The organism is Hoeflea phototrophica DFL-43 (genome assembly GCF_000154705.2).
GTDB classification, from domain to species: Bacteria; Pseudomonadota; Alphaproteobacteria; order Rhizobiales; family Rhizobiaceae; genus Hoeflea; species Hoeflea phototrophica.
In genome coordinates this window covers 2,618,843-2,633,750 of record NZ_CM002917.1, presented here as the reverse complement: position 1 = coordinate 2,633,750, position 14,908 = coordinate 2,618,843, and the positions used below count along the sequence as shown (strand labels likewise).

Genomic DNA, 14,908 nt, shown 5'->3' with positions numbered 1-14,908 from the left:
TTTTTGCGTTAACCGCTCTCACATCTTTACGGATTTGTGACGATTTCGGAGCCAGTCTTGGAATTGATCATGTTCTAAAAAAGGAAATCCGCCATGGCGGCGCTCAACATCGCCTTCGAGACACCGGACACAACCCCTCAGCCGCGCCCTTCGGGAGGCCGGCCGATCGATCTGGTTCACCTTGCCAGACAAACCGGTGGCGACAAGGCTTTGGAGGCCGAGGTCCTGGCATTGTTTGCGCGCCAGGCGCGTGAGTCGGTGACACAGCTGGCCACGCTCAAAACCGCCAGCCGCGCCGAACTGGCACACAAGCTCGCCGGCGCTGCCAAGGGTGTGGGGGCCTTCGAAGTGGCGCGGTGCGCCGAGGCCATCGAAGCCACGCCCGCAAATGCTGCGGCCGTTGCGGCCTTTGCAAAAGCCGTTATCGATGCGGACAATTTCATTGTCGGCCTGACGCGCTGATTTTCTCGTTCTGAAGATCAGAATTCGGTTTTTTTGGAATGCCATGCTGCGTAGTGCCGTCGCAGCGTGGTTTTCATCCTTGCCTCATGCAGTTCAGCGTGTATGAAGTTCTCACCAGACAAGTGTTATGAGCAGAGGCCGTGATGACCAAGATTTCCATTGTTGCATTCGACGGAACGCGTTTCGATGTGGACGCCGAAAACGGCTCTACAGTGATGGAAAACGCGATCCGCAACTCGGTGCCAGGCATCGAGGCCGAATGTGGCGGTGCCTGTGCTTGTGCCACATGTCATGTCTATATCGACGATTCCTGGACCGGGAAGGTGGGCACGCCCGAGCCGATGGAAGAAGACATGCTCGATTTTGCCTTTGATGTCCGGCCAAATTCGCGGCTGTCTTGCCAGATCAAGGTTCGCGACGAGCTAGAGGGCCTGGTCGTGCATGTGCCCGAGCGGCAGGCCTGATTTTCCTCTATTTTGCGGATTGAGTGTATGTCTTCCCCGATTGAAACCGATGTCGTGATCGTGGGTGCTGGCCCGGTTGGGCTGTTCGCCGTCTTTGAGCTTGGCCTTTATGACCTCAAATGCCACCTGATCGACATTCTCGATCGGCCTGGCGGTCAATGCGCGGAATTGTATCCCGAGAAACCGATCTACGACATTCCGGCATGGCCGGAGATTTCCGGGCAGGCGCTGGTCGACCGGCTTATGGAGCAAATCGCGCCATTTTCGCCGGAGTTCCATTTCAACCGCATGGTTTCGGGTTTCCGCAAGCTCGACAATGGGCGGTTCGAAGTCGAGACCGACGAGGGCGAGCTGCTGCATTGCCATGCGGTGGTGATAGCTGCCGGTGGCGGCTCGTTCCAGCCCAAGCGCCCGCCTGTGCCGGGTATCGAGGCCTATGAGGGCAAGAGCGTCTACTACTCGGTGCGCCGCATGGAAGAGTTCCGCGATCGCGATCTGCTGATCGTCGGTGGCGGCGATTCCGCGCTCGACTGGACGCTGAACCTGCAGCCTGTCGCCAAATCGGTGACGCTGGTGCACCGGCGTCCTGATTTCCGCGCAGCGCCCGACAGCGTCAACAAGATGTTTGCGCTGCGCGATGAAGGAAAGATCACCTTCCAGGTCGGCCAGGTGACCGGTCTGAAAGGCGACGACGGGCAATTGAGCGCCGCGACGATCAAGGGGCCGGATGGCGAGGTCGACATTGCCTGCGACCGGTTGCTGCCGTTCTTCGGTCTGACCATGAAGCTTGGCCCGATCGCCGATTGGGGGCTCAACCAGCACGAAAACCTGATCACCGTCGATACCGAGAAGTTCGAGACCAGCATTCCCGGTGTTTTCGCCATTGGCGATATCAACTGGTATCCGGGCAAGCTCAAGCTGATCCTGTCCGGCTTCCATGAGGCGGCGCTGATGACGCAAGCGGTCAAGCGGATCGCGCATCCCGATCAGAAGCTGGTGTTTCAGTACACCACCTCCTCGACCAGCCTTCAGAAGAAGCTTGGCGTCCAGTAGATCCCGACGTCATTCCGGGTAGCGTTCAAAAAGTACCCCGCCGTCCCGGAGAGGGAGGGCGGGGCAGAGTGGGCGCACCAGATCTCAAGCCCGATGAGGGAGGAGCATCGGGCGGCTTCCATGCGCCGGGAAACATGGTCGAATCACTATGAGTATGTCTTGAGCCACAGGTAACCACAGTATGCTTGTGCGAATATTGTGAAGAGTGCCCAGTGCAAAATTGGGTTAAGCAAGATCAAAGTACCAGGAAATTCAATATTTCCTGGCCCCAATGTAAACACTGATCGGTTGTTTCAGTGCGTACTTTTCAGGCGGCCCGTTTGCTGTTTGAAATCAACGGGAATATTGATTTTCCGGATCAGCCGTCTGTGCGCATCTGGCTCGCCTTGTAGCGCAGGATCCGTTTGATACGGCGCTCGAAGCTGGCGGCTTCAACGCGGTCAAAGCGGTCTTGATCGGCGGAATGTTTTTCGAGGATGGTCTTCGACACCGCTTCGACCTTTGCCTGCATTCTCGGGCAGTCCTGCATCGGCTTGAGGCCCTTGAGGGCGTTCTCAAGCTTGCGGGACCACTGGCGGGCAATCTCGGCATGGCGCTCCTCGTGGCGCTTGATGTCGGAGGACAGGGTGAGCCAGACCAGTTTGGCCTTTCGGTCAGCTTTTGCCTGATCGGTCCAGCGGGGAAGTGTGAGGTTGGTTTCGAGCCGGATGGAGACGTTGCTGACCCGGCAGCGGTCCGGTGTTTCCTCGAAGCTGATTGTTCTGCTCATCTTGATCCGGGTCGCGCCGGGATGGCGGGTTCCGGTTTCGGCGAGTTCAGGCCCGCTGCGCCAGAGTTCACGCTCCAGCTCGGTACTGGTCTGGCCGCTGACGGAGTAATAGGAATAGGATTTGGAGATCAGAGGTTCTGTGCTCACCGCTTGAGTGCCAAGACACGTCACGAGTACCGTCAGGGCAAGGCGAATGGCGAGCATTGACAACTCCAAAAGGGCTGGCTGACGGATGCTTCGCGCCTGCGATCAGGCAATTGCGTAAGACATGCGGCAACCTACACAGTGACGGCCCGGTCTGTTCGATCCGTTTGAAAGAGCCAGTTACATGAACGAGCTTGCGCCATGCGGCAGGCTCATGCAACAGGAAGCCGTCGCTATAATGCCGCAATAGCAGGGAAAGAACAGACCATGCAGGCACCACCCAACGCGGTGTTTAACCCAACAACGCTGCGGCTTGGCCGCGGGGCGCAGATCGAGCTGGGTCCGACCTCCCGGATCATGGCCATTCTCAATGTGACACCGGATTCGTTTTCGGATGGCGGCCTGCATGCTGCCGCCGATGCGGCGGTTGCTGCGGCGCGCGTGATGGTGGCTGAGGGCGCCGATATCATCGATATTGGCGGAGAATCGACCCGACCGGGCGCCGAACCGGTGAGCGCGGTTGAGGAGCAGCGGCGGATCATTCCGGTGATCGAGGCATTGTCTGCGGATGCGGGGATGGTGATATCCGTGGATACCTGGCGGGCTGAAACCGCCCGGCTGGCGCTTTCGGCGGGCGCACACATGATCAATGATGTCTGGGGTCTGCAACGCGAACCGGAAATCGCGCGGATTGCGGCCGGGCAGGGCGCCGCGGTGGCGATCATGCATACCGGCCGTGACCGTGAGGTGCTGGCTGATCCCATCGCTGATCAGTTTGCCTGGTTCGCGCCATCGCTCGAGATCGCCCGGCGGGCGGGCATTGCCGATGACCAGATCCTGCTCGATCCGGGCTTCGGCTTCGCAAAGGATGCCGGGATGAACCTTGAGCTGATGGCGCGGTTTGGCGAATTGCACCGGCTCGGCTACCCGCTGCTGGCGGGCACCTCGCGCAAGCGCTTCATCGGCACGCTCACGGGCCGTGATGCCGCGGACCGGGATGTCGGCACCACGGCAACCAGCGTCGCCTTGCGGCTTCTGGGCGCGGCGGTATTCAGGGTGCACAATGTCGCTTTCAACAGGGACGGGCTTGCGGTCGCGGATGCTATGGTTCAAAGCAGCCGCAAAAGGGAGCCAGTCGATGGCTGAAACATACACCATACGCCTCGCAAACTGCGCGTTCTTTGCCCGTCATGGTGTCCATGACGAGGAGGAGTTCCTCGGCCAGCGTTTTTTCGTGGATGCCGAACTGGAGGTCGAGGCAGGCCAGGCGCTGGCGACCGATTCCATCGAGGGCACGGTTGACTACGGCGTTGCGTTCAAGGTGATCGAGGAGATCATCACCGGCAAGCGGCGATACCTCATCGAGGCGCTGGCGCTTGAAGTGGCCAAGGCGCTGACCGCAAGGTTTGCGCAGATCAGGCTTGCCCGAATTACGGTGCGCAAGCCCAATGCGCCGGTTCCGGGCGTGCTCGATCATGTCGAAGTGGTGGTCGAGCACCGTGCCTGAGGTCAGCCCCGCACAGCGCAAATCCACTGACCCTGCTACCGTTATCGCGGCGATCGGGCTTGGCGGCAATATCGGCAATCCGCGCAGGACCATGGCGCGGGCGCTTGATCTGCTGGACGCCCGTGATGATATCCACATCCGGACCGTGTCCCGGCTTTACCGGACGCCGCCCTGGGGCAAGACCGATCAGGAGTGGTTCCACAATGCCTGCGCGCTGGTGGAGACGAGCCTTGATCCGCATGAATTGCTCAAGGTGTGCCTCGATGTCGAACTGCAGCTCGACCGGGTGCGCAAGGACAGATGGGGTCCTCGCACGATCGATCTCGATGTGCTGCTGCATGGTGATTTCATGTCCGACCACGCCGATCTGACGGTGCCGCATCCGCGCATGACCGAGCGCGCCTTCGTGATGGTGCCGCTGGCCGATATTGCGCCACAGGCGGTCGTCAATCTGCAGAGCATTGCGGATTGGGCCAGCGATGTGGATTCGGAAGGCATCGAGGCGTTGAGCAAGTCCGGCGACTGGTGGCGGGACGAAAGCTAGAGCGCCGTCGCGAGCCGGTTTGGTGCTGGCAGGAGGACGGCAGGCAGGGCGTTAACGCAGCGAGCCGGTCTTGATTTTCCTGGCGTCGCGTTTGAGCGTCATGCCGATGACCGGCACCATTTGCTCGCCGACCTTGACCGAGATGGTCACGTTCATGGTTTCCTCGTCGTGCAGCCGCGCAATCATGGCGCCATTGAGCGTCTTGCGGTTGATGCCCATGATGGCGCGATCGCCGCTGATCTTGCCCGACACGATATCAAGGCCGGCACCGGCGGCCCCGTCGAGGAAGCGGCCGGTGTAGCTCTTGCCCTTGCGGGTGATGACGGCAGACATTTTCTGGTTGAAGACACCGACGCGGCAGGTTCCGTCCAGGGAGATACCCTTTTGCTTTGTGGCATTGTGGTCGCCGATCAGATTGCAGACGAACTTGGTGCCCTTGTACTTGCCTGCAACGATTTCGCCGGGGCCTTTCCAACCGCCAGCGACGGATTCGAAGAAGACCGTGTCGGCGTCGCGTGCGCTGGAGGGCGCTGCGCTGAGAAGGAAGGCGGCCGCAAGACAAAGCGGGAGGATGCGATACTTCGAGAACATGGTCACACCTGTTGCTGCGGGCCAAATGAGGCTGGAGATCACCCCCAGATTTGACTGAGAATGGTTAATGGAGGGTAATCGATTGCGGAATTTTGGTCAAAAGAGCTTGCCGGGCCGCCGCAATCAGGAGCCGTCGGAGGTTTTTTCCGGCTTGGTGTCGGCTCCTGCGAAATTTGCAATATCACGCATGAAATCGCCGATTCCGGGGCGTTTGAGTGCCTTGAAGGGCATTGGCCGGCACAGATCCATGGCGGAAATGCCAATGCGCGCGGTCATCAACCCGTTGATCACACCTTCGCCGAGCCTGGCCGACAGTTTTGCAGCCAGGCCGTGGCCAACCACCTGCTGGATCAGGCTGTCGCCCGCTGCCACGGCGCCGGTGACAGCGAGATGGGCGATCACATCGCGGAACAGCCGGATCATGCCGATGGTGCCCGGGCGTCCGCCATAGAGTTCGGCCATGGCGCGGATCAAGCGAATCGCCTCGAAGCCGACATAGGCAAGATCGACAAAGGCGCGCGGGCTGACCGCGGTCACCACGGAGACCCGCCGCGCGGCGTTGAGCGTGAGCTGACGGGCCTGCCGGTCAAGCTTTGCGAGCAGTTCGCGCTCGGCGAAGGCAAGGTAGTGCGGGCCGTCGATGATCTCGCCATCAAGCGATTTGAGGCTCTTGCGGCCCTGGGCTGAGAGCGGATTGGAGTCGATCATGGCGGAGACGCGGGCTGCGAATGCCCGGGCTTCCCTTGCCGTGGCCGTTGCGGCCTTGGCGTCAATCTCGGCGCGCAGCCCGGCGACCTTCGCAAGGCGGCGCAAACCTGAAATCTCGCGGATCACCAGCATGATCAACGCCAGCACCGCAATTGCGACCGCTGCGCTCGCGGCCCAGCCGAGCCAGGGCAGACGGTCGAACAGGTCGCGGATCAGGGTGTCGGTCCAGACCCCGATGGCAAGGGCTGCAAGAAACGCCAGCGCCGCAAAGAGGATCTTGCCCACGGTGATGCGGCGGGTCCGGGCCTGCGCCGGCGGCGGTGTCAACGCCTCAATACTGGCCGCTGGCGCCAGAAAGGGATCGTCCTCCGCGCGGGTCATCTCCACGGTGACGGGAAGGCTTGCGGGCCTGCGGGCCTTGGTCGGTTTGGTCTTGGTTCCTGGCGGAGTTGTCAGGGCCGCGCGAGGCTGATCGCGCCGCGAAGGCGTGGCCTCATCATCAACGCTGAAAGCGCGGGGCTTGCGGCCTTCGCTGCCTGACTTCGGATCGCTCATGCCAGCCGGTCTCCCAGAAGATAATCAAGCGCGCGGTCGAGACGGATATGCGGCAGCGACAGCTTCACGCCGCTGTCGGTTTCCTCGATCAGCGGGGGACGGAAACGAACGATGTTGATGTCATGCGGCATGGCTTGCGAGGTTGAATCAACCGCTTCAAAGAATGAATCCGGATTCTGTGGCAAGTCACCGGGAAATATGGCTGTTTTTCGTTTGCCATCGAAGGTTTCCCCGGCGATCCTCTCGCCTTCGAGCGGTGTGCCGACGATCACCGGCAGATCCTCGCCGTCCTGCCTCGCAATGGCCTCGCGGGTGGCCCGCACCGCCGCCATTGCCAGCACTTCGATGTTGGCGCCGGAGGAGCCGATGCGCGCCGATGCGCGCTCGACGACGCGCCGCGCAATGGCTTCGAGCCGGTCGTGGCTTTCATGATGCAGGTGGTCTGCCTTGGTGGCGGCAATCAGCACCTTGTCGATCCGGCGTGACACCAGATTGGTGATGAAGTTGCTCCGCCCCGGACGGAAACAGGACAGAACATCGGCGAGCGCGCGTTCGAGATCGATCACCGCTTCGCGGCCGGCATTCATCGCCTGCATCGCGTCGATCAGCACAATCTGGCGGTCGAGACGGGCCACATGTTCGCGGAAGAACGGTTTGACCACGACGGATTTGTAGCTTTCGAAACGACGCTCCATCATCGCCATCAGCGAACCTGCGGGAGCCGGTGTGTCGGGCAGGTTGGGCAATGGCGCAAAGGTTAGCGCCGGCGAACCGTCAAGATCTCCGGGCATCAGGAAGCGCCCCGGTGGCAGCGTTGAAAGCGCACGCTCATCGGCTTTGCAGGCGCGCAGGTAATCGGTGTAAAGCCGGGCCAGTTCGCGCGCCTGGGTCTCGTCCGCCGGTTTGTGTGGATCAATCGATCCGGCTTTCTCAAGCCAGGGGGTGGCCAGGTCGGTGCGGGCCGAAGAGCGGGCGAGGGAGGTGGCGTTGAGCGAGAAGGCGGCAAAATCCTGACCCAGGAGCGGCAGATCCAAGAGCCATTCGCCTGGATAGTCGACGATATCGAGGCACAGCCTGCCGCCGGAAAAGAAACGGTTCCAGCCGCTGGCTGATTCATATTCGATGACCAGGCGAAGCTCGGAGATGGCGCGGGTCGAATCCGGCCAAAGCCGCTCACTGATCAGTTTGGCGGCGTGATCCTCATATTGAAACCTGGGGACTGCATCGTCCGGCTGGGGCTCGAGCGCGGCGCGGGCGAGCCTGCCGGAATGCGCGGCTTCGAACATGGGCAATCTGCCGCCATGCATCAGATTGTGCACAAGCGCGGTGATGAACACGGTCTTTCCCGCCCGCGACAGACCGGTGACACCGAGCCTGAGCGTGGGCTGCACCAGATTGCTGGCCCGGTCGGTCAGCGTGTCGAAGGCGATCAGCGCCTCGTCAGTAAGACTGGTGATGGATGAAGACACGAAGGGCTTTCACGAATTGATTGTTGTTGCCGATATAGGAAAGCAGTTGGCCGATTAAAAGCGCAAGCGTGTGGTGCGGACGTATGCAGCCTGCCGGATCAGGCGTCGATCGGCGACAGCAGGGCGATGAAGCTGGTTTGTCCCGGCGCGGTCGAATCCTTGCCGGGGGTGCAGTCGGCAACAAACAGCCCGGCCGTCGGGAACCCGGTTCCCAGCGCTTCCTCGAGAGCTGTCGGATCGTGCTGCAGCAGCGTTATCGCGGTGTCCTCCAGCATCGGATTGTGACCGACGATCATGATCGAGCTGGCCTTGCTCGCGGGATCTGATCCAATAAGATCGAGATAGACCTGGTGGCTGTTCGAATAGAGCGTGTCGCTGCGCTCGATCAGGGGGTTCATTGCCATCCTGGAAAGCAGAATGTCCAGGGTCTCGATGCAGCGGCGCGCCGTCGAGCAATGCACCAGATCCGGCACAAAACCGTTGACCGACATGGTCGTGGCCAGACGCTCAACCTCTTCACGCCCGCGTTGGTCGAGCGGGCGGTCGAAGTCGCGCATGCCCGGTTGCGCCCAGGCCGCATGGCCATGGCGCACCAGGAAAACACGTAGAGACGGCTGTGCCGGTTCGATTGTCATTTTACGAATTTAAGTGTTTTCCGGGCGGCTGCAATGCGCCCAAAGGTCAATGTGCGATGCAACATGGGCGCCGGGCTTGCGCGCTGGTTTGAGCCGGCGGGTTTCGATCTGGCGGGCCTGGACGTGGTTTGCGAAATGGTTTTCCGGGGGGGCGGCTTTGGTGGTTTGCAAAGCGAATCCATCTGATTTCAGGTGTTTGTGCCAAACATGACACCTCCATGAAATTTGCGTGAGGCGTTGACTTTACCGCTTGTACCTCGGCATCGCTGTGGTTATACAGCCCCCGGAATGGCTTAGCCGGGAGAATCGTCATGAGTGAAGACTTCGATTTTTCCTCTTATGTGCCCTCCGATGAGGAGGATTTCATGAATGCCAAGCAGCGCGCCTACTTCCGGGCGAAGCTGACAGCGTGGCGTAATGATATTCTCAAGGAGGCTCGCGAGACGCTTGACCATCTCGCGGAGGAAAGCGCCAACCACCCTGATATCGCCGACCGCGCGTCGTCGGAGACCGATCGTGCGATTGAACTGCGTGCACGGGATCGTCAGCGCAAACTGATCGGCAAAATTGATGCTGCCTTGTCGCGGATTGATGAGGGAACCTATGGTTATTGCGAAGAGACCGGTGAGCCGATCAGCCTGAAACGGCTTGATGCCCGTCCAATCGCAACGCTGTCGATTGAGGCGCAGGAACGTCACGAGCGCCGAGAGAAGGTCTACCGCGACGAATAGGGTATCCCTAACCCTCGAGATTGCTCGGCGATTGTTGCTCGTGTTCAAAACCGGCTGAAAGGCCGGTTTTTTGTTGGCCGCGGACTGGCGAAAGGCCTTTTGTTCGGCGGGCGTGTGAAGGCCTAAGCGGGTGTTTATGAGCTTGTGCGATCAGGTTCCAGGCTTGCGTGCCATATCGCTGAGCAGGCGCTCCATTTCGGCTTCCAGGGAATCACGGGACGGTTTGGCCTCGGACTGCACCTCAGGCGCTTCGATGGGCTGGGCTGTTGCTGTTTGGTCGATGGTGTCGTCGATCAGCCCGCCATCAAAGGGATCGAGCGACAGATCTTCTGACAATTCCGCAGCCAGCACTGATTCGAAATCGAGCCCGGGCTCCGCGGCGGCTGCCGGTTGTGGCTCGGGGCTTGGCTGAGGAGCGGGTTCAACGGTTTCAACCGGGTCAGGCCAGGAGGTACTTGGAAGGTCCTGGTCGGCCAGGTTTTCCTCATAGGCTGCGGGGGTCGCTGTTGCCATCGATTGGGGCGTTGCAGCTGGTGCGCTGGCCGGTTCCATTGCGGGGGCTTCGCTGTTGAAGTCCGGTTCATCGAACACCCTTGCCCGCGCCGATTCGAGGATATCGGCAGCTTCGTTCTCAAGTGATCCGGCCACAGATGCTGCGCCTGACGCAGTTGCGGCGGCAGCGGCTGCTGCTGCGCCGACCGTTACGGAGCGTGCCACAGGCGGTTCCGGAGCCCTTGCAGGGGCGGGTTCGGGGTGCGGCTTCCGCACCGGCTCTTGAGCTGAGCGAACTATTGATTTGGCCGTCGCCATGAGATCTGCCGGCAGAGGGTCAGCGGCCGTGGAAGGCTTTTCTGATTCAGGTGCGGTGCTGTGTGCCGGATTGCCTGCAGCGGCATCCGAAGCGACGATCCGGCTTTCAATGACCACATCGGTCGGTCCGCCGATCATCACCAGGTGCTCGACATCGTCGCGCCGGATCAGAACGATCCTGCGCCTGGTATCGACCGCTGCCGCATCGAGAACCGCCAGGCGGGGCTGGCGGGCACGGCCTCCGCGAATGAAGGTTGATGACGAGCGCGCCTTGATCAGCCAGAAGGCGACCGCCAGCGCCAGAAGCGCGACGGCCACAATCGCGATCGCCGTCAGAAGCGTCGTGCCCTGGCCGCCCAGAATATCGTCCGGCATCGGCTGTTCTCCCCTGTTCCCGGCGCAAACCGCTGAACTGCCCCATTGCGTGCAATGCCCGGCACCTGCCGGTCGAACGACAAGAAGCAGCATTCCATGTCTCGCAGCGCCTGTGCTTTCGGTGCGCTTCGACCGCGACGAGGCAAGCCAATTCGCCCGCCTGTCCATGTTTCCCGGTCTATTTGACGTTTTTTCGCGTGTATTAACAAGCCTTGCGCGGAGTTATCCAAAATCGTGTCGCCAATCGTACCCTCTGAGGAGGCGTTGAGCGGGGGTGGCCGGTGTTGTTGAAGCGTTTTTCTCCGGTAAAGCGGGGCAATGCTGCAAGAAGACCGGGTTTGGGCTTTCCATAGACAGCGGAATGTGATTCAAACCGTGCGATCCGTGGCGGGACGAAAGAGCGATTCATGACTGAGACGACGCCTGCGGCCGGACACCCGGCACCGCTTGTGGACCGAAGCGCAAAACCGCGATCGGTATCAAGGCTGATTTTCCTTGCGCTGGTGATGATCGGCGCCTCGGTTACCTTTTTCCTGTTCAAGGACAAGCTGAACAATGACCTGATGCTTGGCGTTCTGGGCGTGCTGGCGGTTGTCGGGATCTTCTTCCTGGTGTCGACGGTGATCGGTTTCGTCACCATCATGCCGAAAACCACGACCGATCCGCTGGCGCGAGCGTTCATCGATACCCATCCCGAAGGCACCCTGGTCACCGACGAGAAGGGCAGGGTGATCTACGCCAACCAGGCCTATGGACGGATCACCGGAACGACCAGCGCCTCGGACGTGCAGTCGATCGAGGCGATTCTGTCCCGGCACCGCGATTCCGCGGAAGCCGTTTACCGGCTGACCAATGCGATGCGCGACGGGGAGGCGGGACAAGAAGAGTTCCGCATGACCCATGCGCTCAACGACAGCCAGGACACCGGCAGCGGTGCCTATTGGTACCGTCTGCGCGGCCGGCCGGTGAGCGATGGCGATGGTGAGGGGGCATCCAGGCTGATGGCCTGGCAGCTCGCCGACATCAGCCAGGAGCGCACTGAACAGGAAATGGTGTTCAAGGAACTGCAGAACGCCATCAACTATCTCGATCACGCGCCGGTCGGCTTTTTCTCCGCCGGGCGCGATGGCGGCATTGTCTATCTCAATGCGACGCTTGCCGATTGGCTCGGGATCGATCTCACCGCATTTGCACCCGGCAAGCTGATGTTGCGTGATCTGGTTGCGGGTGCGGGCATGGCGCTGGTGGATTCGGTTCAGGCCGAGCCGGGGCTCAATTCCACCGCGCAGCTCGACCTCGACCTGCTCAAGTCCAATGGCCAGAGTTTTCCTGTGCGCCTGGTGCACCGTGTCACCGCCACCCGCGACGGCTCCCCGGGCGAGAGCCGGACGATCGTCATCAGCCGTGATGATGGCGTTTCGGGCGCCCGGGACGTGGCCAATGCGGAAATGCGCTTCACCCGGTTTTTCAACAACACCCCGATGGCGATCGCCTCGGTGGATTCGCGCGGCAAGATCCTGCGGACCAATGGCCCGTTCCTGCAGATGTTCAACGGGCTTGTGAGCCGGGACGACATGGAACGCGGCGCATTGTTTGAAAAGGTGCTGCGCGAAGACGACCGCAAGTTGTTTGCCGATGCGCTTGGTCATGCGGCCGACAAGCAGGGCGACATCGCGCCTATCGACAGCCGCCGCGCCGACGACGAGGAGCGGCATTTCCGCCTTTACGTCAACGCGGTGATCGAGCATTCCGAGGAAGCGCCGGAGGAGACCGCGATCATCTATGCGGTGGAGACCACAGAGCAAAAAGCGCTTGAAGCGCAGATGGCGCAGACCCAGAAGATGAATGCGGTCGGCACGCTGGCCGGCGGAATTGCGCATGACTTCAACAATGTGCTGACCGCGATCCTGCTCTCGGCCGATCATCTGCTGATGTCATTGCGGCCGGCGGATTCGAGCTTTGCCGATCTCATCGAGATCAAGCGCAACGCCAACCGCGCCGCGGTTCTGGTGCGCCAGCTCTTGGCGTTTTCGCGCAAGCAGACGATGCGGCCGACGGTGTTGTCGATGACCGATGTGATCGGGGATCTGAGGATGCTGGTCGACCGGTTGACCGGCACCAATGTGAAACTCGATCTCGAGTTCGGCCGCGATCTGTGGCTGGTCAAGACCGATCTGGGGCAGTTCGAACAGGTGCTGATCAATCTGGCGGTCAACGCCCGCGATGCGATGCCCGAAGGCGGCACCATCACGGTCCGGACCCGCAATGTCGAGGCCGACGAGGTCGAGAGCCTCAATCACCGCGGCATGGAGTTGGGCGACTATGTGCTGATCGAGGTTGCCGACCAGGGCACCGGGATTGCGCCCGATGTGCTCGAAAAGATCTTCGAGCCGTTCTTCACCACCAAGGATGTGGGCAAGGGCACCGGTCTTGGACTGTCGATGGTCTATGGCATCATCAAGCAGTCGGGCGGCTACATCTATCCCGATTCCGAGCTCGGCAAGGGCACCACATTCCGCATCTATCTGCCACGCTATGTGGAAGACGAGGCGGAGAAGGCGGCTGCGGCGGCCGAAGTGGAGGCTGCGGCCAACCGGTCTGCGGCGGAGGGAGAAGCTGCCCCGGCCGCAAAGCCCGCCTCCGACGGGCCCGAGGATCTGACCGGCGGATCGTCGGTTGTGCTCCTGGTCGAGGACGAGGAGGCGGTGCGGCGTGGCGGCAAGCGGATGCTGGAGGCGCGCGGCTACGAGGTGCATGAGGCGGGCACCGGCGTCGAGGCGCTCGAGGTGCTGGCCGAACTTGAGGGCAAGGTCGATATCGTGGTCTCCGACGTGGTGATGCCGGAGATGGACGGCCCGACGCTCTTGACCGAGCTGCGCAAGGACTATCCCGACATGAAGTTCATCTTCGTCTCGGGCTATGCCGAGGATGCGTTTGCGAAAAACCTGCCCGCCGACGCCAAGTTCGGCTTTCTGGCCAAACCGTTCTCGCTCAAGCAGCTGGCCACCGCCGTGCGCGAGATGCTGGACGCGTAAGGCGGGGCATGGGGCGCATGCCCAGGTTGGACGGGGAAGACTCCCGTCCACGCTAACCGGCGATCAACCACATCCGCATCTTCCCGTGTGTGCAGGGTTGCATAGCGGCCCGTTCGATGCTCGTCTCAGGGTTGCAACGGGCGGGGATCGCGATGAGTCGGATGTGGAATGGACACGCGCAGTTCAGCGGCGCACACGCGGTCTTCCGGGCTGGTCTGCTCGCCTGCCTGATGCTGACATTGGCGGGCTGTGACATGTTTGGGTTCCGCAGCTGGTCCTGGCACCAGAAGCTCACGGTGACGGTCGAGACATCGGAGGGGCCGCGCAGCGGCAGCGCGGTGAGCGCCGCATGGTTCCAGATGACGCCGAAATGGGCGGGCGTCGGCGACAGCGCCGGCGCAAGCAACAGCTCTCTTTCGGGTGAGGCGGTGGTGGTCGATCTGGGCCAAGGGCGGTATCTTTTCGCGCTGCTCAAGGGCTACAACGAGTTTACCGGGCGTCTGGCGTTTTTCCCGCGACCGAAAAAGCCGCTCAGCAAGGAAGAGGACGCCGCGGTCTACGATCAGCTTGAAGCGCTCAGAGCAACAACGGAGCTGCCGCGCGAACTCACTCCGCTGCTGGTCACCTTCGCCGACATCAATGACCCGGCGAGCGTTGCCCGCGTCGATCCCGATGATCTCGCCGCCCACTTCGGCCCCAGCTACGCGCTCTCCTCGATTACGCTTGCGATCACCGATGAGCCGGTGACCAAGGGCCGGGTGGAGGCGGTGTTGGGGTGGCTGGGCAACAAACAATTATTCGAACGAATTTGGTCAAGTCTTAGCCGTGATATCCGTTCACTATTAAGCTCGGTGAATTGGAAGAGAAGCTAGCAACTGACCATTTTACCTGAACTCTTCATGTCCATCTTGTCGATGGATTCCTGCGATCGGGGTTATGATGCCGACACCGAATTTCCGTCATGACACGCCCCCGCCGTTGTCATCCCGGGGCCCCGACCAAGACAAGCGTAGCGACGTCGTTGCCGCTGGGATCCATTCCGTTATTTCTCCACAC

15 protein-coding genes are annotated in these 14,908 nt (G+C 61.2%); 9 read left to right on the top strand and 6 right to left on the bottom strand.

What is annotated here, in order from left to right; all coding sequences use genetic code 11:
- The first annotated feature begins 93 nt into the window (after positions 1–93).
- From HPDFL43_RS12540 to HPDFL43_RS12530, 3 genes are all read left to right on the top strand, one after another.
- The gene (locus HPDFL43_RS12540) at positions 94–462 is read left to right on the top strand and encodes an Hpt domain-containing protein (protein ID WP_007197721.1); all 369 of its coding nucleotides are present in this window, start codon (positions 94–96) and stop codon (positions 460–462) included.
- Positions 463–605: 143 nt separating this feature from the next.
- Entirely contained in the window at positions 606–926 is a 321-nt protein-coding gene (locus HPDFL43_RS12535; RefSeq protein WP_007197720.1) for a 2Fe-2S iron-sulfur cluster-binding protein, read from the top strand.
- A 27-nt stretch (positions 927–953) separates the two neighbouring features.
- Complete coding sequence (locus HPDFL43_RS12530) at positions 954–1,979, top strand: NAD(P)/FAD-dependent oxidoreductase (protein WP_007197719.1); 1,026 nt, start codon at positions 954–956, stop codon at positions 1,977–1,979.
- A 358-nt stretch (positions 1,980–2,337) separates the two neighbouring features.
- On the opposite strand, the gene HPDFL43_RS12525 is transcribed toward HPDFL43_RS12530, so the two are convergent.
- Positions 2,338–2,952 (bottom strand): DUF922 domain-containing Zn-dependent protease, encoded by a 615-nt coding sequence (locus tag HPDFL43_RS12525; RefSeq protein ID WP_007197718.1) that lies wholly within the window; start codon positions 2,950–2,952, stop codon positions 2,338–2,340.
- Positions 2,953–3,159: 207 nt separating this feature from the next.
- On the opposite strand from HPDFL43_RS12525, the gene folP reads away from it, so the two are divergent.
- The 3 genes from folP to folK are packed head-to-tail and all read left to right on the top strand — an operon-like array spanning position 3,160 to position 4,943.
- Positions 3,160–4,038 carry a dihydropteroate synthase gene (folP, locus tag HPDFL43_RS12520; protein ID WP_156970271.1) on the top strand — a complete coding sequence of 293 codons (879 nt, stop codon included), beginning with the start codon at positions 3,160–3,162 and terminating at the stop codon, positions 4,036–4,038.
- Positions 4,031–4,399 carry a dihydroneopterin aldolase gene (gene folB, locus HPDFL43_RS12515; RefSeq protein ID WP_007197716.1) on the top strand — a complete coding sequence of 123 codons (369 nt, stop codon included), beginning with the start codon at positions 4,031–4,033 and terminating at the stop codon, positions 4,397–4,399. The genes folP and folB overlap by 8 nt, the downstream gene beginning before the upstream one ends.
- Entirely contained in the window at positions 4,368–4,943 is a 576-nt protein-coding gene (gene folK, locus HPDFL43_RS12510; protein WP_084594653.1) for a 2-amino-4-hydroxy-6-hydroxymethyldihydropteridine diphosphokinase, read from the top strand. Before folB ends, folK begins: the two co-directional genes overlap by 32 nt.
- A gap of 51 nt (positions 4,944–4,994) precedes the next feature.
- Here the strand turns inward: folK and HPDFL43_RS12505 are convergent, their stop codons facing one another.
- The 4 genes from HPDFL43_RS12505 to HPDFL43_RS12490 form a co-directional block, all read right to left on the bottom strand.
- A complete protein-coding gene (locus tag HPDFL43_RS12505) occupies positions 4,995–5,534 on the bottom strand; it encodes a hypothetical protein (RefSeq protein ID WP_007197714.1) in 540 nt (179 codons plus the stop codon).
- A gap of 123 nt (positions 5,535–5,657) precedes the next feature.
- The gene (locus HPDFL43_RS12500; RefSeq protein ID WP_007197713.1) at positions 5,658–6,797 is read right to left on the bottom strand and encodes a YcjF family protein; all 1,140 of its coding nucleotides are present in this window, start codon (positions 6,795–6,797) and stop codon (positions 5,658–5,660) included.
- The gene (locus HPDFL43_RS12495; protein ID WP_007197712.1) at positions 6,794–8,266 is read right to left on the bottom strand and encodes a YcjX family GTP-binding protein; all 1,473 of its coding nucleotides are present in this window, start codon (positions 8,264–8,266) and stop codon (positions 6,794–6,796) included. Before HPDFL43_RS12495 ends, HPDFL43_RS12500 begins: the two co-directional genes overlap by 4 nt.
- 98 nt (positions 8,267–8,364) lie before the next feature.
- Positions 8,365–8,901, bottom strand: coding sequence for a SixA phosphatase family protein (locus HPDFL43_RS12490; RefSeq protein ID WP_007197711.1), 537 nt, complete (start codon positions 8,899–8,901; stop codon positions 8,365–8,367).
- A gap of 311 nt (positions 8,902–9,212) precedes the next feature.
- Between HPDFL43_RS12490 and dksA the strand changes: the two genes are divergently transcribed.
- Positions 9,213–9,632, top strand: a complete 420-nt coding sequence (gene dksA / locus HPDFL43_RS12485; protein ID WP_007197709.1) for an RNA polymerase-binding protein DksA — start codon at positions 9,213–9,215, stop codon at positions 9,630–9,632.
- A gap of 150 nt (positions 9,633–9,782) precedes the next feature.
- On the opposite strand, the gene HPDFL43_RS12480 is transcribed toward dksA, so the two are convergent.
- Positions 9,783–10,817: a flagellar biosynthetic protein FliO gene (locus HPDFL43_RS12480; RefSeq protein ID WP_007197708.1), complete on the bottom strand. Its 1,035-nt coding sequence runs from the start codon at positions 10,815–10,817 to the stop codon at positions 9,783–9,785.
- Between the two features lie 407 nt (positions 10,818–11,224).
- Here HPDFL43_RS12480 and cckA point away from each other — a divergent pair, with 407 nt between their 5' ends.
- Positions 11,225–13,852: a cell cycle histidine kinase CckA gene (gene cckA / locus HPDFL43_RS12475; protein ID WP_007197707.1), complete on the top strand. Its 2,628-nt coding sequence runs from the start codon at positions 11,225–11,227 to the stop codon at positions 13,850–13,852.
- A gap of 116 nt (positions 13,853–13,968) precedes the next feature.
- Positions 13,969–14,724 (top strand): hypothetical protein, encoded by a 756-nt coding sequence (locus HPDFL43_RS21405; protein ID WP_156970270.1) that lies wholly within the window; start codon positions 13,969–13,971, stop codon positions 14,722–14,724.
- Positions 14,725–14,908: the final 184 nt, after the last annotated feature.